Source organism: Planomonospora sp. ID91781, assembly GCF_015711595.1.
GTDB lineage: Bacteria > Actinomycetota > Actinomycetes > Streptosporangiales > Streptosporangiaceae > Planomonospora > Planomonospora parontospora.
Genome location: NZ_JABTEY010000002.1, coordinates 744,534 through 764,669 on the forward strand (window position 1 = coordinate 744,534; position 20,136 = coordinate 764,669).

Annotated in this window: 20 protein-coding genes and 2 pseudogenes; 11 read left to right on the plus strand and 11 right to left on the minus strand. The window is 72.0% G+C overall.

The features are described 5' to 3' along the window. Positions 1–293: 293 nt before the first annotated feature. Positions 294–1,670, plus strand: coding sequence for a glycoside hydrolase family 16 protein (locus HS048_RS22600; protein WP_196468581.1), 1,377 nt, complete (start codon positions 294–296; stop codon positions 1,668–1,670). A gap of 54 nt (positions 1,671–1,724) precedes the next feature. Here HS048_RS22600 and HS048_RS22605 read toward each other — a convergent pair whose 3' ends face one another. Both HS048_RS22605 and HS048_RS22610 read right to left on the minus strand, forming a co-directional pair. Continuing rightward, a complete protein-coding gene (locus HS048_RS22605; RefSeq protein ID WP_196468582.1) occupies positions 1,725–2,990 on the minus strand; it encodes a cytochrome P450 in 1,266 nt (421 codons plus the stop codon). 19 nt (positions 2,991–3,009) lie between these two features. Continuing rightward, positions 3,010–3,753, minus strand: a complete 744-nt coding sequence (locus HS048_RS22610) for a TetR/AcrR family transcriptional regulator (RefSeq protein WP_196468583.1) — start codon at positions 3,751–3,753, stop codon at positions 3,010–3,012. 175 nt (positions 3,754–3,928) lie between these two features. On the opposite strand from HS048_RS22610, the gene HS048_RS22615 reads away from it, so the two are divergent. Further along, on the plus strand, positions 3,929–5,467 hold the full coding sequence (locus tag HS048_RS22615; protein ID WP_196468584.1) for an FAD-dependent oxidoreductase: 1,539 nt from the start codon (positions 3,929–3,931) through the stop codon (positions 5,465–5,467). A gap of 126 nt (positions 5,468–5,593) precedes the next feature. Here the strand turns inward: HS048_RS22615 and HS048_RS22620 are convergent, their stop codons facing one another. Then, positions 5,594–6,043, minus strand: a complete 450-nt coding sequence (locus HS048_RS22620; protein ID WP_196468585.1) for a hypothetical protein — start codon at positions 6,041–6,043, stop codon at positions 5,594–5,596. Between the two features lie 231 nt (positions 6,044–6,274). Here HS048_RS22620 and HS048_RS37420 point away from each other — a divergent pair, with 231 nt between their 5' ends. The 4 genes from HS048_RS37420 (at position 6,275) to HS048_RS22640 (ending at position 8,867) form a co-directional block, all read left to right on the plus strand. Beyond that, positions 6,275–7,021: a CHAP domain-containing protein gene (locus HS048_RS37420; protein WP_153054242.1), complete on the plus strand. Its 747-nt coding sequence runs from the start codon at positions 6,275–6,277 to the stop codon at positions 7,019–7,021. A gap of 50 nt (positions 7,022–7,071) precedes the next feature. Further along, entirely contained in the window at positions 7,072–8,013 is a 942-nt protein-coding gene (locus HS048_RS22630; protein ID WP_196468586.1) for a siderophore-interacting protein, read from the plus strand. Positions 8,014–8,142: 129 nt separating this feature from the next. After that, positions 8,143–8,394, plus strand: a complete 252-nt coding sequence (locus HS048_RS39165) for a transposase (protein WP_196468587.1) — start codon at positions 8,143–8,145, stop codon at positions 8,392–8,394. A gap of 53 nt (positions 8,395–8,447) precedes the next feature. Next, complete coding sequence (locus HS048_RS22640) at positions 8,448–8,867, plus strand: hypothetical protein (protein ID WP_196468588.1); 420 nt, start codon at positions 8,448–8,450, stop codon at positions 8,865–8,867. Here the strand turns inward: HS048_RS22640 and HS048_RS37425 are convergent. Then, positions 8,833–9,567 (minus strand): annotated as a pseudogene (locus tag HS048_RS37425) (IS630 family transposase); the annotation flags it as partial. The gene HS048_RS22640 and the pseudogene HS048_RS37425 overlap by 35 nt on opposite strands. A 184-nt stretch (positions 9,568–9,751) precedes the next feature. Between HS048_RS37425 and HS048_RS22655 the strand changes: the two are divergent. Next, the gene (locus tag HS048_RS22655; protein ID WP_196468591.1) at positions 9,752–9,934 is read left to right on the plus strand and encodes a hypothetical protein; all 183 of its coding nucleotides are present in this window, start codon (positions 9,752–9,754) and stop codon (positions 9,932–9,934) included. 157 nt (positions 9,935–10,091) lie between these two features. On the opposite strand, the gene HS048_RS22660 is transcribed toward HS048_RS22655, so the two are convergent. Beyond that, entirely contained in the window at positions 10,092–10,874 is a 783-nt protein-coding gene (locus tag HS048_RS22660) for a tectonin domain-containing protein (RefSeq protein WP_196468592.1), read from the minus strand. 238 nt (positions 10,875–11,112) lie between these two features. On the opposite strand from HS048_RS22660, the gene HS048_RS22665 reads away from it, so the two are divergent. Together HS048_RS22665 and HS048_RS22670 are read left to right on the plus strand one after the other, a co-directional pair. Further along, complete coding sequence (locus HS048_RS22665; RefSeq protein WP_196468593.1) at positions 11,113–11,319, plus strand: hypothetical protein; 207 nt, start codon at positions 11,113–11,115, stop codon at positions 11,317–11,319. Between the two features lie 335 nt (positions 11,320–11,654). After that, on the plus strand, positions 11,655–12,029 hold the full coding sequence (locus HS048_RS22670; RefSeq protein WP_068897319.1) for a hypothetical protein: 375 nt from the start codon (positions 11,655–11,657) through the stop codon (positions 12,027–12,029). Between the two features lie 492 nt (positions 12,030–12,521). Here HS048_RS22670 and HS048_RS22675 read toward each other — a convergent pair whose 3' ends face one another. Together HS048_RS22675 and HS048_RS22680 are read right to left on the minus strand one after the other, a co-directional pair. Further along, entirely contained in the window at positions 12,522–13,514 is a 993-nt protein-coding gene (locus HS048_RS22675; protein ID WP_196468594.1) for a tyrosine-type recombinase/integrase, read from the minus strand. 121 nt (positions 13,515–13,635) lie between these two features. After that, positions 13,636–14,871: a GAF domain-containing sensor histidine kinase gene (locus HS048_RS22680; protein WP_196468595.1), complete on the minus strand. Its 1,236-nt coding sequence runs from the start codon at positions 14,869–14,871 to the stop codon at positions 13,636–13,638. A gap of 454 nt (positions 14,872–15,325) precedes the next feature. Here HS048_RS22680 and HS048_RS22685 point away from each other — a divergent pair, with 454 nt between their 5' ends. After that, positions 15,326–15,658 carry a YkvA family protein gene (locus HS048_RS22685; protein ID WP_230881836.1) on the plus strand — a complete coding sequence of 111 codons (333 nt, stop codon included), beginning with the start codon at positions 15,326–15,328 and terminating at the stop codon, positions 15,656–15,658. A 132-nt stretch (positions 15,659–15,790) separates the two neighbouring features. Then, positions 15,791–17,027, plus strand: a pseudogene (locus tag HS048_RS22690) (IS256 family transposase). Between the two features lie 245 nt (positions 17,028–17,272). Here HS048_RS22690 and HS048_RS22695 read toward each other — a convergent pair. The 4 genes from HS048_RS22695 to HS048_RS22710 form a co-directional block, all read right to left on the minus strand. Next, positions 17,273–18,313 carry an RNA polymerase sigma-70 factor gene (locus HS048_RS22695; protein WP_230881837.1) on the minus strand — a complete coding sequence of 347 codons (1,041 nt, stop codon included), beginning with the start codon at positions 18,311–18,313 and terminating at the stop codon, positions 17,273–17,275. A 128-nt stretch (positions 18,314–18,441) separates the two neighbouring features. Next, the gene (locus HS048_RS22700; RefSeq protein ID WP_196468596.1) at positions 18,442–18,915 is read right to left on the minus strand and encodes a carboxymuconolactone decarboxylase family protein; all 474 of its coding nucleotides are present in this window, start codon (positions 18,913–18,915) and stop codon (positions 18,442–18,444) included. Between the two features lie 249 nt (positions 18,916–19,164). Then, positions 19,165–19,338: a hypothetical protein gene (locus HS048_RS22705; RefSeq protein ID WP_196468597.1), complete on the minus strand. Its 174-nt coding sequence runs from the start codon at positions 19,336–19,338 to the stop codon at positions 19,165–19,167. Between the two features lie 284 nt (positions 19,339–19,622). Next, positions 19,623–19,808 carry a hypothetical protein gene (locus tag HS048_RS22710; RefSeq protein ID WP_068897324.1) on the minus strand — a complete coding sequence of 62 codons (186 nt, stop codon included), beginning with the start codon at positions 19,806–19,808 and terminating at the stop codon, positions 19,623–19,625. Between the last annotated feature and the right edge of the window lie 328 nt (positions 19,809–20,136).

Genomic DNA, 20,136 nt, shown 5'->3' on the forward strand with positions numbered 1-20,136 from the left:
ACGCTCCGGCGCCCCGCCGGGACCCCTTCCTTTTTCCGGGCGGGACACCGCTCCGACACCCGCCCGGAGACGGAACGGGACCCGGCCTCACCGCACCACCGGCGCCACCGACGCCTCCAGGCAGCCGTACGGCACGGCGACCGGATTGGAGAGCGCTCTCTAAATTTTTACCGTAGATGTTGACCGGAATTAACCTACGCGCAACAGTAGCGTTAATCGGTCTTCATGCTGCAGCGACGATCGACCGCCCCTCGTCCCCCCACCGAGAGAGGCCTCGAATGAGCCGTCCACGCATGAGAAATCGCTCTCTGAGATGGATCCCGGTCATCGTCGCGGCACTGACGCTGCCGATGGCCGCCGTCGCCGCCAACGCCGCCGTCCCGCCCACCCCCTCCGGCTGGTCCCTGGTCTGGAGCGACGACTTCAACGGCGGTGCCGGATCCCTCCCATCCTCCACCGACTGGATCATCGACACCGGCCACTCCTACCCCGGAGGCCCCGCCAACTGGGGTACCGGTGAGATCCAGCGCTACACCTCCGATCCCGCCAACCTGAGCCTCGACGGCGGCGGCAACCTGCGCATCACTCCGATCAAGAACGGGAGCGAGTGGACCTCGGGCCGCATCGAGACGCGGCGCGCCGACTTCAAACCCGCCGACGGCCGCATCCTGCGCATCGAGGGCCGGATCCAGATGCCCAACGTCACCGGTGACGCCGCGCTGGGCTACTGGCCCGCCTTCTGGGCGCTGGGCGGCCCGTACCGCGGCAACTACTGGAACTGGCCCGCCATCGGCGAGTTCGACATCATGGAGAACGTCAACGGGATCAACTCCGTCTGGGCCGTGCTCCACTGCGGGGTGAACCCCGGAGGCCCCTGCAACGAGACCACCGGCCTGGGCGCCAGCCGTACCTGCCCCGGGGCGTCCTGCCAGTCGGCGTTCCACACCTACCGCTTCGAGTGGGACCGCTCCGTCTCCCCCGACCAGCTGCGCTGGTACGTCGACGGGCAGCTGTTCCACAGTCTCAGCCAGAACCAGTTCGACGCCACGACCTGGAACAACATGACCTCCCACCAGGGATACTTCCTGCTGCTCAACGTGGCGATGGGCGGGGCGTTCCCCAACGCGCTGGGCGGGCAGACGCCGACCGCGGCCACGGTCTCCGGGCGGCCGATGCTCGTCGACTACGTGGCCGTCTGGCAGAGCGGCTCCGGACCCGAACCCACCCCGACGGTCACCCCCACCGGCGACCCCGGCGGGGTGGACGCCCGCTCGACCATCCAGGCCGAAGCCCACCAGGCGCAGTCGGGCGTCATGGTCGAGTCCACCACGGACGCGGGCGGCGGGCAGAACGTCGGCGGGATCGGTAACGGCAACTGGCTGCGCTTCGACAACGTGCGGTTCGGGAGCACGGCGGCCACCCAGTTCAAGGCCCGGGTCGCGTCCGGGGCGGCGGGCGGGGTCAGCGGGCTGGTCCAGGTGCGCCTGGGCAGCCCGACCGCCGCGCCGATCGGCGACTTCGCCATCGCCAACACCGGAGGCTGGCAGAGCTGGCGCACGGTCCCCGCCAACATCACCCCGGTGACCGGGACCCACACGGTCTACATCACCTTCGGCAGCGGGCAGCCCGCCGACTTCGTCAACCTCAACTGGTTCTCGTTCGGCAATTGATCCCGGCCGGGCCGGCCGGGTCGCCGCCCGCGGTGGCCCGGCCGCCCCGGAGACTCAGAGCCTCAGGGGCAGCCGGGCCAGGCGCCACATGCCCGGCAGCGGCTGCCGCGGGAGGTCCCCGGGCGGCACGGCCAGGGCGAGGTGCGGGAAACGGCGCAGCAGGGCCGCCAGCGCCACCTCGCCCTCCTGCCGGGCCAGTGCGGCGCCCAGGCAGTAGTGCAGCCCGTGGCCGAAGCCGACGTGGTCCTCCCGCCGCCCGTCCGGCTCACGGGTGATGTCGAGACGGTCGGGGTCGTCGAACACGCGCGGGTCGCGGTTGGCCCCGGCCAGGACGGCCACCACCGCCTCGCCCCGGCGGACCGTCATGCCGCCGATCTCGACGTCCTCGGCGGCGTAGCGCGTCCGGGTCAGGTGGACCGGGCCGCACCAGCGCATCAGCTCGTGGACGGCGCGGGGCATCAGCTCCGGTTCGCGGCGGAGCAGGGCCAGCTGCCCGGGATGGGCGAGCAGGGCCGCGGTCCCGTTGCCGATCAGGTGGGCGGTGGTCTCGTGCCCGGCCAGGACCAGCGTCAGGACCATCGTGACCAGCTCGGCGTCGCCGAGCCGGTCGCCGTCCTCGTCGTGGACGTGGACCAGCCCGGTGAGCAGGTCGTCGCCGGGGGCGGCGCGGCGCCGTACGATCAGCTCCTCGATGTGCCCGACCATGTCGCGCAGCACCGCGCCGAACCCCGCCGGATCCGGGGCGAACAGCGCGGCGCCCCACTCCCGCCACCGCGGGCGGTCCTCCTCGGGGATGCCGACCAGCTCGCAGATGACGGTGATCGGCAGCGGGTAGGCGAAGTGCTCCATCAGGTCGGCGACGCCGTCCTCGGCCGCGGCGGGGAGCCGGTCGAGGAGGTCCTCGGCGATCTCGGCGACCCGCGGGCGCAGTTCGGCGACCCGGCGCGCGGTGAAGGCCCGGGAGACGAGCCTGCGCAGCCGGATGTGGTCCTCGCCGTCGGCGTCCAGGATGCCGTCCAGCACGTACCGCGCGTACTCCGGGGGGATGCCGCGCGCCCGGATCACCTGCTCGCGGATGTTCTCCACGCCCCGCCCGGGGACGTGCGCCGGGTCGTTGACGAACCGGGTGTCGCCCAGGACCATCTTGACGTCGTCGTAGCGGGTGACGAGCCAGACGGGGGTGCCGGCGCCGGGGACGGTGCCGCGCACCATCGGCGCCCGCTCCCGCATCCGCGCGAACCCGCCGTGCGGATCGTCCAGCAGCGCGGGGTCCGTCAGGTCGAACGCGCCGTTCGCGGCAGGGCCTTGCGGAGTGCTCATGGGCTCCCCCTCATGGATGTCAGGTGAGTTTCTGGCGGCCGATCTCCTCGTGCAGCCGGTCGTGCAGGCTCCGGCAGAGGGCGATGACCTCGGGCGCCGCCGCGCGCACCGCCTCGGGGCCGGCGGGCGTCTCGAAGGCCGAGCGCACGACCCCGGCGAGCATGCCCGCCCTCGCCTCGACGCCCGGCTCCTCCCCCGGGGCCGCCGGCCCGCTCAGCAGGAAGCCGGTCAGGACCGCGGCGAACGCGTGGCGCTGCAGCCGGAGCGGGGAGTCCGCGCGCACCAGACCGTGCGCGCGGAGCACCTCGAAGTAGCCGTCGGCGACCCGCTCGCGGGTCTCGACGAGGCCCCCGGCCAGCATCGGGGCGCTCCTGCCCAGCGAGTCCAGGCTCTCGGAGTCGGCGGTGAGGACCGCCCGGGCGACGGGGTCGTGGTGGATCAGGAGGTAGGCCGACCGGGCCAGCTCACCGGGCAGGACCGCGGCGGGGTCCGCCCGCATGTCCTCGATGAGGCGCCCGGTCATCCGCCGCTGGGAGCGCATCAGCACCGTCAGGAACAGTGCCTCCTTCGTGGCGAAGTGCAGGTGGACGGTTCCCCTGCCCACGCCCGTGCGGCGGGCCACGTCCTCGACGGTGACCCGCCGGTATCCCCGGGCGGCCAGCAGGTCGGCGGCGGCGTCCAGGATCCGTTCGGCCCGCCGGTCGCGCCCGGCCTCGGCCGGGGTCATGGAGGTCGTGCCGGGGGGCGTGTCGAGTGGTGTCACGTCGCGGAGTCTTCCTGGTGCGTTCGTCGGCGGTGCCCGGCCGGTCGGCCGGACGGAGATCCGGTTGCCCGGCCAACCCTAGTCATGCCCCGCCGGACCGCCGGGAAGGCCTCACCGCCGCCCCGCGGGGGCCGGCCGGACGTGAGAGGCGCCGTCTGGCGGGCAGGAGCCGCGCATGACTACGCAATCCTTCTGGATCGAATCCGCGGCGGGCCGGCCGTACCCGGTGCTCACCCAGGACCTCGAGGTCGACGTCGCCGTGGTCGGCGCCGGGATCGCCGGGCTGAGCACGGCCTGGGAGCTGGTGAAGGAGGGCCTGTCGGTGGCGGTGCTGGAAGCCGGGAGGGTCGCGGAGGGCGTCACCGGGAACACCACGGCCAAGCTCTCGGCCCAGCACACGATGATCTACGCCAGGCTGGCCAAGTCCGCCGGGGCGGAGACCGCCCGGTTGTACGCCACCTCCCAGACGGAGGCGGTCGAGCACGTGGCGCGGACCGCCGCCCAGCTGGGCGTCGACTGCGAACTGGAGCGCCTCCCCTCCTACACCTACGTGGAGTCCGAGGACGGCGTCGAGGAGCTCCGCCGGGAGGCCGAGGCCGCGGCGGAGGCGGGACTGGCCGCGGAGTTCACCACCTCCTCCCCCCTGCCCTTCCCGGTCGCCGGGGCGGTGCGGGTGGACGGGCAGGCGCAGTTCCACCCCCGCCGGTACCTGCTCGGCCTCGCCGAGGCGATGACCGCCCGCGGTGTGCGGATCTTCGAGGGCACCCGCGTCGTGGCGCTCGACGAGGGCGAGCCGTGCAGCCTCCGGACCGAGGGCGGGGCCGTCGTCACGGCCCGCGACGTCGTGGTGGCCACCCACTACCCGGTGTTCGACCGCGCCATGCTGTTCACCCGGATGAAGCCGCACCGCGAGTTGGTCGTCGCCGCCGCCATCCCGGCCGGAGCCGATCCCGGCGGCACGTTCATCACCACCGAGCAGAACACCCGCTCCGTCCGGACGGCGCCGTACGGCGAGGGCCGGCGGCTGCTGATCGTCACCGGCGAGCAGTTCGAACCGGGCGCCGGCGGGGTGGGCGAGCGGTTCGACCGGCTGGCCGCGTGGACGGCCGAGCGGTTCGGCGCCACCGAGGTCGCCTACCGGTGGGCGGCCCAGGACAACCACACCACCGACGGGCTGCCCTTCATCGGGCCGCTCCACCCCGGCGCCCGCCACGTCTACGTCGCCACCGGGTTCGGCGGCTGGGGCATGAGCAACGGCGTCATGTCGGGCCTGCTGCTGACGGACCTGATCCGCGGCCGGCAGCGGTCGTGGACCCGGCTCTACGATCCCCGGCGGCTGCACCCGCTCCGGGAGGCGGGACCGGCGCTGAAGATGCAGGCGGCCGTCGCCGCCCACTTCGTCGGGGACCGGCTGGGCACCGGACCGGCCGACGCGCTGGAGGAACTGGGCCCGGGGCAGGGTGCGGTGCTCAAGGTGGGCGGGAAGCGCTGCGCGGTCTACCGCGACGAGGACGGGCAGGTCCACGCGGTCTCGGCGGTCTGCACCCACCTGGGGTGCGTGGTGGGCTTCAACGACGCCGAGCGCACGTGGGAGTGCCCCTGCCACGGTTCGCGGTTCGGCGTGGACGGCTCGGTCCTGCAGGGGCCGGCCACCGAGCCCCTCGACCGGATGGAGCTGCCGGACGCCGAGCCGGAGCACGAGGCGGCCGGGTGACCGGCTGACGCCGCAGGGCCTCCCCGCCCGGACCTCCGGGCGCCGGAGCCTGGCGGGGAGGCGCGCGTCGGGGCGGCGGGCCCGGGCGGGGACCCGGCCCGGCGCCGGGCGGCCGGTCCCGCCCGCTCACCTCGCCCTGGGGCGGCCGCCTCGCCCGGAGCCGCGGAACAGGTCCCTGCGCTGCAGGAGGTAGGCGAGCTTGGCGGCGGTGACGCGGACCGCCTCCTCGTGGCGGTGGCGCTTGGCCGGGACGGTCGCGGCCCAGCGTTCGAGCACGCGGGCCATCTCGTCGGCGACCTCGCCGATCACCCGGTAGCGGGTGCCGAAGGCGTAGAGGTCGCCGTGGACCTCGTCGACCAGGTCCTCGTCCACCCGGCGGGTCAGCGGCGCGATCCCTTTGAGGATGCCCGCCTCCATCCCCGGGGTCACCGGGGTGCGGCGGGCGTCGCCGTCCGGGACCATGACCAGCGCCCGGACCCGGGCCAGGGCCAGGGCCCGCTCGGCCTGCGGGGTGGCGGGATGCTCGGCGAGGTCCAGCAGGCGGCGCAGGGTCTCCTGCGTCTTGTCGTCGAACATGGAGGAACCCGTTCCCGTCGCGTGGTGTCGCGCAAATGCTATTCGACCGGGACGCGGCGGTGACCGGGGACGGCTGATGGTAGACGGTGGAGCGCCGTACTTCTCCCCGTCCGTCGAATCCGGTATCGCTCAGCAGATCGTCCCCCTTGTCCAGGTTTACCGGGTTAAAGTCCAGCCTTGTCGATTGATGACCCCTTTTCGGAGGGCGGGGGACGAAGGTGACGGGCGGGCGTGGATCCGATAGGCGATGAACTGCTGGAAGTCGTGGTGGCGGAGCTCGGGTACCGGGAGCGCCCCGGGCAGCACACCAAGTTCGGCGAGTGGTACTCGACCGCCGTGGTCCGGGATCCCCAGTACCGCACGGCCCCCTGGTGCGACATGTTCATCGCCTGGGCCGCGGAGAAGGCGGACGTGGCGGACTACGTGGGCCGGTTCGCCTGGACCCCCTCGCACGCCCGCTGGTTCGAGACCAACGGCGCCTGGAGCGCCGAGCCGGAACCCGGCGCCCTGGTCTTCTTCGACTGGTCCGGCGGCGACGACATCAAGGGCGTCGACCACGTCGGCATCGTGGAGCGCGTCGACGGTGGAACGATCCACACGATCGAGGCCAACGTCGACCGGATCTGGCTGAAGCGCAAGGTCCGCGACCAGGAGAAGGTCGTCGGCTACGGACTGCCGCGCAAGGTCAAGGAGAACCTCGCCCGGAGCGCCGTGGAGGGCGAGGCGGCGCCGGCGGGCAGACCGGTCGAGGTGCGCCCCGCGCCCGCCGCGGACACCACCGCCCTGACCCTGTCCGATGCCGGGGGCGCGCTTCCGGTGCTCCTGGAGCCCGCCCCGCTGACGGTGCTGGCCTGCCTGGTGCTCGGCTGGACCTTCCTCGTGGCCCGGTGGCGGCCGCGCCCCGCTCCGGGCGGGCGGCACCGGCGCTCCGGACGCCGCCGCGCCGGAGCGGAACACCGCCAGGATTTGATCGATTAGGTTAGGCAAAGCTAAGTTGGTCATGCAACCTCCTGACAGAAGGCGACCCCATGACCGTGAACAGCGCCCCGGCTCCCGAGCAGGCCGGGGAGATCCCGGCCTACCGCTTCTTCCACGTGCGAGTCCTGCGCTCGCACCGGCTCAGCCCGAGCTTCGTGCGGATCACCCTCACCGGTGACGATCTGGCCGCCTTCGCCCAGTGCGGTTTCGACCAGCGGGTCAAGGTGGTCCTTCCGCTGCCCGACGGCACCTTCACCCCGCTCGGCGACGACGACTCCTGGTACGGGCGCTGGCGGATGCTCCCCGAAGCGCTGCGCAACCCGATCCGCACCTACACCGTGCGCGCCGTACGGCCGACGCTGCGCGAGCTCGACATCGACTTCGTCCTGCACGGCGACACCAGCCCCGCCTCCCGGTGGGCCACCTACGCCGCCCCCGGCCACCGGCTCGTGGTGCTCGGCCCCAACGCGGAGTGCCCCGGTCCGGTCGGCGGGCAGGAGTGGGCGCCCCCGCCCGGTGCGGACCGGCTGCTGCTGGCCGGCGACGAGACCGCGGTCCCCGCGATCTGCTCGATCGCCGAGACCCTGTCCCCCGCGGTGCGGGCCCGGATCCTGCTCGAGGTCCCCCAGGCCGCCGACGCGCTCCCGCTCGACGTCCCACCGGGCGTGCGGGTCACCTGGCTCCCCCGCGACGGTGCCCGCCACGGCGATCTGCTGATCCCCGCGGTGCGCGAGGCGGTCCGCGAGCTCGCCGCGCCGGAGGTCTCCCCCGGCGCCGAGACCGCGCTGGAGGACGTCGACGTGGACGCCGACATCCTCTGGGAGGTCCCCCAGTCCACCGGCCCCGCCGCGGGCGGGTTCTACGCCTGGCTGGCCGGCGAGGCCGGGGCGGTCAAGCTGCTCCGCCGCCACCTGGTGCAGGAGGCCGGGATCGACCGCTCCTCGGTGGCCTTCATGGGCTATTGGCGGCTGGGACGCACCGAGGGCGACTGAACCCTGTCCGAAGTCCGCTGCGGCGTCCCCACCGTTCCGAGACCCGTGCGCGCGCAGGAGACCGGCAACGGACGAGGTCTCCGGTAAGAGGGTCGATCGACCGGGAACGACCTGAATGCCGGAGACCTCATGGCCACCTCGGCGGTGACGGGACGGTTCGGCCCGACCGGTGCGCAGCGGGTGACTCTGGAACCTCTGCTGCCGGAGGGCGTGAGGTCCGGCCGTCCGGTGGCGTGGTCCAAACGTCGCCTGATTGACGGCATCCGCTGGCGGGTACGGACCGGCGCCCCCTGGCGCGACGTGCCGCGGTATGGGCCCTGCCGGCGGCCTACGGACTGTTCCGGCGCTGGCAGCGGGCCGGAGTGTGGGCGCGTATCGTGACCGCGCGGCAAATCCGGGCCGATGCCGCCGGGCTGGTCACCTGGGAAGTCAGCGTGGACTCCACTGTCTGCCGGGCCCACCAGCACGCGGCCGGAGCTCGCCGCGATGGCGCCGCGCAACTCGAGTCGCCCGGCGGACTGACCTGCGAGCCGGACGATCACGCGCTGGGCCGTTCCCGGGGCGGGTCGACCACCAAGGTTCACCTGGCCTGCGAGCAGCGGCAGAAACCGCTGGCCGTGGTGCTCACCGCGGACCGGCGCGGGGACGCGCCGCAGTTTCGCGCCGTGCTGGAGCGCATCCGCGTCCCCGGCCAGGACCCGGCCGTCCCCGCACCCGCCCGGACCGCATCCGCGCGGACAAGGCCCGGCACGCGGTCGAGTTACGAGGTGGAGTACCGCGACGCCCTCCGCCATGAGCACCGGCTCACCGCCGAGACCGATCGCAGTCGTCGGGGACCTCCTTGTCCAGGGTGATCAGGAACGCTTTGAACTCCTGGGCCCGGTGCCGGCGGTGCAGTGAGCCGATGACCTTGCCGGTGGCCACCTCCAGCGCGGCAAACAGCGTGGTGGTGCCGTGCCGGATGTAGTCATAGGTCTGCCGCTCGGGCACCCCCGGCATCATCGGCAGTACCGGCTGAGACCGGTTCAGGGCCTGGATCTGGGATTTCTCATCCACGCAGAAGACCAGCGCCCGCTCGGGCGGATCGAGGTACAGGCCGACCACATCGCAGACCTTGTCGATGAAGTACGGGTCGGTGGACAGCTTGGAGGTCTGGCTGCGGTGCGGCTGGAGCCCGAAGGCCCGCCAGATCCGGGAGACGGTCTACTGCGACAGACCCATCTCACGGGCCATCGACCGCGTCGACCAGTGCGTGGCGTCTTTGGGTTTGCGCTCCAGGGTCGTGGTGATGAGCACGGTGACCTGTTCATCGGTCACGGTCCGCGGACCGCCGGGGCGTGGCAGGTCGCCCAGCCCCGCGATCCGGTGCTCGATGAACCGGGCCCGCCAGCGCCCCACCGCGTGCGGGGTCGAGCCGAGCTGAGCGGCCACGGCCTTGTTGGTCATCCCGCTCGCGCAGGCCAGGATGATCCGGCAGCGCAGCGCCCATGACTGCGGCGTGGAACGGCGCCGTACCCATTCCTCAAGTGCGGCCCGTTCCTCCTTGGTCAGCATCAACTCGGCCTTCGGCCGCCCTGTACGCGCCACACGACAAGCCTACATATGAACAGGATTCCCGACTCAGAAGACTAGATCCGGACCCCCGACAGCTCCTGGACTCCTCCCTGCCCCTGCCCCTGCCCCCGCCCGCCGCGCCGACGGGACCGGGCCGCGCACCAGGCGACGCGGAGGAAAGATCATGGCAGGACCCGGGAACGACCAGCCGGACGTGCGGGCACGCATCGACGAATGCCGGCGCAGCGGGTCGACCGTGCTCGACCTGTCCGGCATGGATCTTGAGGCCCTGCCCGAATCGTTCGACGACTTCACCGGTCTGATCCGGCTCGACGTGACCGGAAACCGCCGGCACCGCGTCGAGTAGGTCTGTGACGATGAGGCCGACACGGCGACGGGAGGGAGCCGTGCCGGTAGCCTGCACCCCGCCGAGGCGCGGCCGTTTGATCGCGCCGGGACTGGCGCCGCCCGGTTGACCACTCTGGCCGAGGCGCAGCGCCCCCTCCGGGGCGCGCCCGGGGCGGTCAGGCGTAGAGCTTCCAGATCTTGCCGTTCGGGTCCAGGGCGTAGACGTGCTGGTTGTCGATCGCGATGCCGGCCGCGGCGACGCCGGGCAATTGCTGCCAGTCCGAGCCGGTCCACAGGTAGGCATCGTGATCGGCGGTGGTGATGGCCACGCGAGTGGGGCCGGCGACGGCGATGTCGAGGACGTCCCCTCCGGGCATCTGCTGCCACTGGTTGCTCGATCGCCGGTAGACCCGCCTGCTGGGATCGGTGATCCACGCCTCGCCTCTGCTGCCTGCCGCGATGCGGGCGGCGGATCCGTCGGCGCGGGTCCAGCCGCTTCCGTTCCAGCGGAAGATGGCACCGGCGTTGCCGAGCACCCAGGTGTTGTCGGTGCCGCCGGCGGCGATGTCGGCGCCGGTGCCCGTCACCTGCTGCCACGCGCCGGCCGATGTGCGGCGCCAGATGGTTCCGTTGGAGCGCAGGATCCAGGGCAGGCTGTCGTCGGTGCTGACGGAGATCCGGGAGGCCTGACCGCCCTCAAGGGCCCAGCCGCTTCCGGTCCACCGCTGGACGGCTCCCGAGCGGTTGATGCTCCACAGGGTGGTGGGGCCGGCGGCCAGGCGGGAGGCCAGGCCCGGAAGCTGCTGCCACTCCGCGGCTCTGACGGCTTCGGCCGCGCGGGCAGAGGATGGTGCTTTCATGGCCGAGGTGGCGAAGGCCGGGGCCGACGGGGTGAAGGCGGTGGTGCCGAGGGTCAGGACGGCCATGCCGGTGGACAGGGCGTGGGAGAGACCGGGCAAGGTGAACCTCCTGGACGAGGGGACGCGGGCACAGCAGCTGCCTGCCGACACCAGCCGATACAACCATGAGTGGTCAAAGTTTTACAGTGAGTTATCTACCTCGGTCTACCCGGGACCCGGCCGGTCCGCCATCCGATTCCACCCCCGAGGCCGTCGGGCGCGGCTTCGGCGACGTGTGCGGCTGCTCAGCCCTGATCCCCGGTAAGAGCGATCCGGCAACTGCCCGAAGGAGGCCCCGGTGTCCGCACGCCCGCGCTGCGATGGTCCGGCGGCCGATCCGGACTGGGTGCCCTCCTGCTCGGCGGACCGCCTGGTCGACCCCGAGGACCCGCCGCCGCCATGGCTGTACGAGCGCGTGATGGACGCCATCGGGCAGGCGCTGCAGCGGCGCCGCCAGAAGATCACCGAGCTGGAGCGGATATGGAAGGGCCGCCGGGAGAAGTAGCCGGGGCACGAGATCGGGCCGCCGACGAGCACGGCATCACGGGTCGGCCGTCCCGGCGGCATGGCAGGCGGTCATCCGCCATGTCAGGCTCGCGGACCTGCCCGCCGGGTTGACCCCGGCGATCCTCGACATGACCGGACTGGACTGAGCGCAGGTTCCGGGAACCCGCGATCCCGCTCCCTGACGCCCCGATTTGAGAGCGCAGCAGTGCGTCCGCGTCGCTCCGACCATGCTTGTCGCTCAGAGTGACATTTCGCGCGGTTTGATTACTTAACGTGATGAACGGGTAGCACCGTAATGCCCGAATTCATCTAGTTCATCACTGGAGGACTCCTATGTTCGGTATCGGCCGTCTCGCCCTCGTGGCGCTGGCGCTCCCGCTGTCCCTGGCCGCCGTCCCGGCCTCTCCGGCCGCCGCATCGGCCGACGATGTCCCCACCTACACCTGCCAGCGGGATGTACCTGCCCCGCGCGTCTACCCGCCGTGGGCGATCGGCGTCGACTGCACCGCCGCCAAGGGCGCGCCCGCTCAGGGGGAGCGCACCGGACCGGTCGACATCCTCTTCCCCAACCGCCTCGACGGCGTGGACGAGCTGAAGCACCAGCGGTGCCGTAGCGTCGTCGCCACCCTGGACGAGGGCAAACTCGGCGTCGTGGGCAGGGACTGCCACCCCCGCGACCACTACACGGCGATCTACGGCGGGTCGTGAGGCCGGACGTCCGCGATCACGGTCACGATCCACGATGAGCCGGTAACGGCCCCGGTTCCCGTCCGCATCCAGTGGGCGGGAACCGGCGCGGGACCACGGGCGGCCCGTGGTCCCACATCCGCCCCGGCGCGACCGCGAGAACGCTTCTCCCCAGCTCAGCAACCATGAAGCAGACCTACAACGCACAATAACGATGGCCTATCAGGACCGGAGGCCGATGCGCAGGCGAATCCCTCTGATCTCAACTCCGCACACGCCTTCGCCGCAGCCGGCCACCGCTGGCGTCGACGGCGATTCCGACCCAGCCACCGCGTCATCGCCACCTGGTGCACGATGCCCGAAGAGCGGACCCGCAGGTGCGCGCCGTCGGCGTAGGCCGCGCGGGCGGCGGTCGCGATGACGGCCAGGGCCTCGTGCACGTCGCTCATACGGATCGACCCTGCCACGCGCCCGGAGGCGGCGCGAAGCGGCCCGGGGCCACGGATCGGGCCATCAGGTGCCGCCGCCGAGCAGGGCGGCCATCCGGTAGGCGGCGTGGGAGTCGAGCTTGCGGCGGCCGCGGTTGCGGTTGTAGCGCTGGGTGGTGACCGGGGAGGCGTGGCCGAGGAGTTCCTGGACGTCGGCGAGGGGCGCCCCGGCGTCCAGGGCGAGGGTGGCGGCGGTGACCCGTGCGGTGTGCGGGGTCAGGCGGGCGGGGTCGACGCCGGCGGCGGTGGCGGCGCGGCGCAGCGCGGTGGTGGTGCGCCACCGGTCGAACGGTCGCCCGTCCTCCCGCGTGAGCAGCGGCTCCCCGCCATCCCGGCCGTCCAGCAGCGGCTCCAGGAGCGCCCGGACCCGGGGCGGGACCGGCAGCCGGTCGGTGCGGCCGCCCTTGCGGCGGAACACGATCACGGTGTGCCCGGCGTCGAGCGCGACGGAGCCGACGGTCAGGGCCACCAGTTCGCCGACCCGGACCGCGCACACCCCCAGCAGCGCCACCGCGGCGGCGTCGGCCGGGTGCGCCGCGGCGATGGCCTCGGCGCCGTCCAGCAGGGCGGCGGCCTCCTCCTGGGTGCGGGCCGGGGTGGTGCCGATCGCGGAGACCTCGGGGCGTTCGACCGGCTCGGCCGGGTTGGCGGACAGGGCCCGGCGGCGCACCGTGTAGGCGAACAGCGACGACAGGTTCGACAGGCGCCGCGCGATCGTGGACGGGGCGAGCGGCGTGCCCGGGCGGGCCAGGCCGGCCGTCGCGGTGCCGGTGGCGAGGGTGTCGCGGTAGTGCGCCAGGTGGTCCTCACCCGCCGCCAGCAGACCGGTGCCGCGCGCCTCCGCATGGGGCCAGCGCAGGAGGGCGGCGGTGTCGGCCAGGCGGGCGCGGCGGGTGGTCGCGGCGCGGGGATCGCCACCGCGGCGGCGGGCCGATCGGCGGGAGCGCGTCGCTTCGCTGGTGAGGTGGCGAGCGGGCCCACCTCGGCGGCGAGAAGCTGGCGAGTTCTCAACCGACATGGCGAGCGGTGGTGCGCGCCTGGCTGTTGTCAGCAGGAAGTTGCCCGCTACCGCCTCACCTGGACGGCCGGACCGAGCGCTCAGCCCCTTCGAGTCGCCCAGGGCGAGGACGACGGTGCGGTCAGGGTTCCGGTTCCCCGGCCGGTGCCGGTCCGGGCAGGGTCAGGCGGACCCGGGTGCCCGCCCCTGGGCGGCTGTCGATGTCCACCTTGCCGCCGTGCATGCGCACGATCTTGTCCACGATGGGCAGGCCCACGCCGATGCCGCCGATGCCGCGTTCTTCGACGCCGCTGACGCGGTAGAAGTCGTCGAAGACACGCCGCAGGTCATCCTCCTCCATGCCGAGGCCGTCGTCGCGGACCTCCACCGCCGGGGCGGGGTCGGTGGTGACGGTGACGTCGATGCTCCCGCCGGGCGGGGTGAACTTGACCGCGTTGTCCAGGACCTGCCACAGCGCGTGCTGCAGCCGTCCGGCGTCGGCCCGGATCGGCGCGCGGGCCGGGGTGTGCAGGGTCAGGTGCTGGCCGGCGGCGCAGGCGGTGGCGGCGATGTCGTCGACGGCGGCGCGGGCGATGGCCACCAGGTCCTCACCATGCGGGGTGAAGGCGACGGTGTCGGCGTTCAGGCTGGCCAGCAGCAGCAGCTCGTCCAGCAGGACGTGCAGGCGCCGGCTGTTGCGGGTGATGACCTGCATGAACTGCTGTTCGACGGCGGGCGGCAGGTCACCGCCCTCCATCAGTTCCAGGTAGCTGGTGATGGAGGTCAGCGGGGTGCGCAGCTCGTGGTTGACGGTGCGCAGGAAGGCGTTCTTCAGTTCCTCGGCCTCACGCAGCCGTGTGGTGACCTCTGCGGAGCGGTGGTGGTGGTGGCGCAGTTCCAGCAGGCCGGTGGCGCACCCCGCCAGGGTGGTCATGGCCCGGTGGCAGGAGGGGTCCCAGTGGCGGGGCCGGTGGTCGAAGACGCACACCATGCCGACCGGCACGTCGTGGCTGGTGATCATGGGGGCGCCGAGGTAGGAGCGCACGTACGGCTCGCCGGTCACCGCCGGGTCGTCGCGGAAGCGCGGCTCGGCCAGCGCGTCGGCGACCTGCACCACCTGGCGGGCCTCCAGGGTGTGCGGGCAGAACTCCACCCGCCGGCTCATGTGGGCCGCGGTGGTGCCGGTGTGGCCTTTGAAGTACTGCCGCCTGGCGCCGATCAGGTTGACCAGCGCGATCGGGGCCCGGCAGATGTGCGCGGCCAACTCGGCGATCGCCTGGAAGGCCGGTTCGACCAGGACGTCCAGGGCGTCGAGGTCGGCGAGTTCGCGCAGCCGCGCGCTCTCGCTGCGGTCGTGGTCTGCGGTTCGTTCCGTCATCGCCGGTCACCGGCTTTCCGCGGGGGGTCGGCGGACCGGATGCGGCCCGCCCCCGCCGGTCATGGCCGTCTCCCCGCCGGGCCGTGACCGCGGCACCGGACGACCGGCAGCACCGAAGCGGTCCTGCGGTAACCCGGCTATTACACGCTACGCCACCGAACGGGCGTCTCCCTTCTCCTTCCGGGCAGGATCGGGCAACGACCGGCATTGCCCGGCCATCCGATGGACAGGGGCGGACTCACCGGTCACGGCCTGCCTCGCTGGCAACGACCGGGCGCACGATCACTGACACCAACCGGACGCTCAACAACCGAGCGGTTACGGCTTCGAGATGGGACGATCGCTGTCGGCATCCGCGGGTGACGACTGAGGACAACTTGTGAACATCTGGCTCACCACCGCTCTTTCCGCCGTCGGCGGGCTGGTGGTGCTGTAGCTGGCGGCCCTGGCCGCTTTGGCGATCGCCCGGCCGCGCGCCGGCCTGCTCACCGAGGCGATCCGGTTGCTGCCCGACCTGCTGCGGCTCACCTCCCGGCTGGCTCGCGACCGCACCCTGCCGCGCGGGGTCCGCATCCGGTTGTGGCTGCTGCTGGGGTACCTGGCCCTGCCGATCGACCTGGTCCCCGACTTCATTCCGGTTCTCGGCTACGCCGACGACGCCATCGTGGTCGCCGTGGTCTTGCGCTCGGTTGTCCGAGTCGCCGGGCCCCAGGCGCTGGAGCGCCATTGGCCTGGGACCGGCGACGGGCTCGCCGCCGTACGCCGCCTGGCCGGCAGAAGCCACTGACATCGATTCCGCGGGTTGCGTCCATGGAAGTGGTGTAAGAGTTTCCCCAGCACACAGGTGTGCCGCCGGACATGAGAACGGCCATCGCGTGATCCTTCGTGATTGCGACATCAAGATCGAAGGAAGAAAGCGATGGCCGTGAACAACAGTGTGGACCCGATGGCGTGGCTGGCGGAGCAGATTCAGACCAACGACCCGGATCTGTTGCGCTCCATGGTGAAGACCATGGCCGAGGCGCCTGTGTCGGCCGAGGCCGACGCCCCGTGCGGCGCCGCCTACGGCGAGCGCAGCAGCGAGCGGGCCAACCGGCGCAACGGCTACCGGAAGCGGGACTGGGACATCCGCGCCGGCACCGTCGAGCTCGCCATTCCGAAACTGCGCTCGGGCACCTACTTCCCGGTCTGGCTGCTGCAGCGCCGCCGCCGCGCTGAACAGGCCCTGATCAGCGTGATGGCCACCGGCTACCTGCTGGGCGTCTCGACCCGCCGGGTGGACAAGCCGATCGAGCAGCCCGGCGTGCAGCACGTCTCGAAAAGCCAGGTCTCGGAGATGGCCAAGATGCTCGACGGGCAGGTGGAAGCCTTCCGCACCCGGCCTTTGGACGGCGGCCCGTATGCGTTCGTGTGGCTGGACGCGCTGACGCAGAAGGTCCGCGAGGGCGGGCGGACGGTGAACGTGCACGTGCTGGTCGCCACGGCGGTCAATGCCGACGGCCGCCGGGAGATCCTGGGGCTGGAGGTGACCTCGGCCGAGGACGGCGCGGGCTGGGTTTCCTGCGCTCCCTGGTGGCGCGGGGCCTGTCGGGGGTGCAGCCGGTGGTCTCCGACGCCCACCGGGGTCTGGTGGAGGCGGTCGGTGCGGTGCTGGCGGGTGCGGCCTGGCAGCGCTGCCGCACCCATTACCTGCGCAACCTTTTGACGACCGTGCCCAAGTCGGCGCAGCCGTGGGTGGCGACCCTGGTGCGCACGATCTTCGACCAGCCGACGGCCGAGGCCGTGCGGGCCCAGCACACGTGGGTCGTCGAGCGCTGGAGGGCAAGTATCCGGCCGCGGCCGAGCACCTGAATGCGGCCCGGGAGGAGTTGCCGGCGTTCGCCGCCTTCCCGCGCGAGGTCTGGCGGCAGGTCTGGTCGAACAATCCGCAGGAGCGGTTGAACAAGGAGATCCGCCGCCGCACCGACGTGGTCGGCGTCTTCCCCGACCGGGCCGCGATCGTGCGTCTGGTGGGTGCGGTGCTGACCGAGCAGACCGATGAGTGGACCGAGGCCCGCCGCTACATGGGGTTGGATGTGCTGGCCAAGGTCCGGCTGCGCCTGATCTGCGGCGACACACCGGGGCAGAATCCGCTGCCGCAGACACTTACCGCTTAACCTGCAGAAACAGGATCACGCGAAGGCCGGTTCATACACCACTTCGCTGGACGTGACCGTTCCTGCAGATCCCCACCCGCGCCCTCAAACACGACCCCGAAGCCGACTTCGCCCGCTGGTATCCCAGTTCAGACCAGACACTCAGCCTCGCGGCCTGACCTCATTCCCACGGTTTCTCCCGGCTCGAAGACCATGAGGTCCGCAGGCGGACGGTCACTCGCTGGAGCCGGGGCAGGGAGCGGTGTTCACCCGCGCGGAAGATCGTGAGGGAGAACGGGAAGCCGCCCCTCCGCCGCCGGCGGAGGTGCGAGTGCCGCAGAGGGGATCCGGGGTGCGGCCGGCTGTTGCTCGGGCCGGCGTACCCGCCGTACTTCACGGCCGATCGCCCAGGCGTCCGCCACCGGGCCCAGGTGCCCGAGCTTGTCGGGGTTGATCACCGAGCGGATCGTCTGGATCCGCCCGCCGAGGACATCGAGCGCCAGGATGTAGAGCACCTTGCCGTCCCGGTCGCGGAAGACCGCGCCCGGCCGGCCGTTGACCTCGTGCGGCTCGAACGTCACGCCGATCCGGGCCATCAGGGGGAAGACGGAGGCGAGCAGCCGGGCCACGTTCCCGGCGCCGCTGACGGCCCTGGCCAGCTGCGGGGCCTTGCCGCCGCCGTCGCCGACCATCGACACGTCGGCGGCGAGCAGGTCCCGCAGGCCGGTGACGTCGCCTTCGCGCAGGGCGTCGAAGAACCGCGACGCCAGTTCCTCCCGCTCTTCGCGGACCGCTTCGAAGCGTGGCCGCCCGGCCTCCATGTGCCGCCGTGCCCGCACCAGCAGCTGCCGGCACGCCGCCTCCGAGCGGCCCACCGCCGCGGCGACCTCGCCGAACCCGAATCCGAACACCTCCCGCAGCACGAACACCGCCCGCTCCAGCGGGCTGAGCCGCTCCAGCAGCAGCAGCGCCGCCATCGACACCGAGTCGGCCAGCTCCACCGACCGCGCCGGATCCTGGTACGGATCACTCAGCAGCGGCTCGGGAAGCCACGGGCCCACGTACTCCTCCCGCCGCACCCGCGCGGAACGCAGCACGTCGAGCGAGATCCGCGTCACCACGGACGACAGAAATGCCTTGGCCGACACGGGGCGGGTCGCCGAGCCGTCAAAACGCAGCCATGTCTCCTGCACCGCGTCCTCGGCCTCGGCCACACCGCCCAGAATCCGGTAGGCGATCGAGAACAGCAGCGGCCGCAACTCCTCGAACTCCTCGACCTTGTTCACGCCGGTCATCCCCTCCGGCATCTTCCCTCCTGCCGTGCTCGCCGCCGCGGGCGTCTTCTGACGGTCATCCGGGCCACCGGGTGGACGGAGCGGTGCCCTCGCGTCCCGGGGACCCGCAGCCGGGCCCCCGGGACGGTCGCTCATGCCGTTCAGCGGAACCGCCCGGGCTCGTAGTCGCCGGCCGGCTGCCGGGTGATGATGTTCAGCCGGTTCGCCGTGTTCATGAAGGAGACCAGGACCACCAGGGCGGTGAGCTGCTCCTCGTCGTAGTGCTCGGCGGCGTGCGCCCACACCTCGTCGCTGACCCCGCCGGCCGCGTCCGCGACCCGGGTCCCCTCTTCCGCCAGCGCCAGCGCGGCGCGCTCGGCCTCGGTGAAGACGGCGGCCTCCCGCCAGGCCGCCACCAGGTTCAGTCGCACCGGGGTCTCACCGGCCGAGGCGGCCTCCTTGGTGTGCATGTCGATGCAGACGGCGCAGCCGTTGATCTGGCTGACGCGAAGCGCCACCAGCTCCTGCGTCGCGGCCGGCAGCGGTGATTCCTTGAGCGCCCGGCCCGCCGACATGAAGTGCTTGAGGACCTTGCCGGCGGTCGGGGAGGCGAAGTAGTCCAGCCGTGCATCCATGGTGTGCTCCTGTGTGGTCGTCAGTGGCTACACCCCCTAAGACGGTGTGACCCGGTCCCCTGTGACATGAGCGGACGAGCACTGACGGCGGCAGGGCGGAGACGACCGGCTGTATGAGCAGACCCGGCGGCGCGAGGCCGAACTGCAGATGTTCGCCGGCGTCATCGCCCGCGACCTGAAGGCGCCCACACCGGGCCACACCTGGATCCGCCCCCTGAACGATTCCCAGGCCGCCCGGAGTCCGGATCTTCAGCGGAGCCGGTCGCGGCGGAGCAAGGACCGGACGGGCCCGGCGGGCTCGTCGTCGATGGTCTCCCACACAGACAGGTGCACGGCGTTGGAGGGCATGGCGCGTTTGTTGATCGGGTAGCGCCATTCGGGGTCGACGCGGACGAGATCACCAAGGTTCGGCAGGGGGCTCACAGAGGACTCCGATCGTGGGAGAGAGACGTTCGCTGTCATGCCCGCCACCACACCTGTATGGCCCAGTACTCCCGAAGCTGCGCCGAGCCGCAAAGCAACTGAGAGTAATCATCTTCACGCTCTGCGATCGTCTCGGGCTTCAAATAACGATGGTTAATTGAAGGGCAGGGCACCGCTTCGCTGGCCGCAGCCGCCCCGTCGCGGGCGCTCTCAGGTACGAGACAGGAAGGTGAGGCGTCGAAGGCCCTTAACCATGTACGTGTGGCGGCCGGACGGCGGGGCTGTCAGATCTCCGTCATCATGACGATGACGAGGCCGACGAGGTGGATCAGCACGATGAACACCAGCACGCCGACGAACAGCCACTTGGCAGGGCCGTGTTCGAAGTGCTTGTCCTCCTTGATGGGAGGGCGCTGCGCCTGGCGGTCGGCGATCCGCTCTTCCAGGCTCTTTCGCTTTTGACGTTCCATGACCGTTCCTCGGTGTCGGGTGATTGCCGCTCTGCGGGAATTCGCTGTGTTCCGGGTCCCCTGCCCGAACGGCGGCAGGGAACCCGGAGGGGAGGGATGCTCAGCGCTCGACGGGCACGCCGACCAGGGAGTGGAAGGTGTGGGGGACATGGTGGGGTTCGTCTCCGCGGGAAGGCTGAGGCGACCTGCCGCACCGGCAGCACACGCTGGCACACACGCGCAGTCAGGACACAGTTCCCATCGCCTGCCCGCGAGAGAAGATGAGGAAATCACTCCTTACGGGCAACCGTGATGCTCCCCACCACGAACCGCAGCGCGGGCGCCCCGC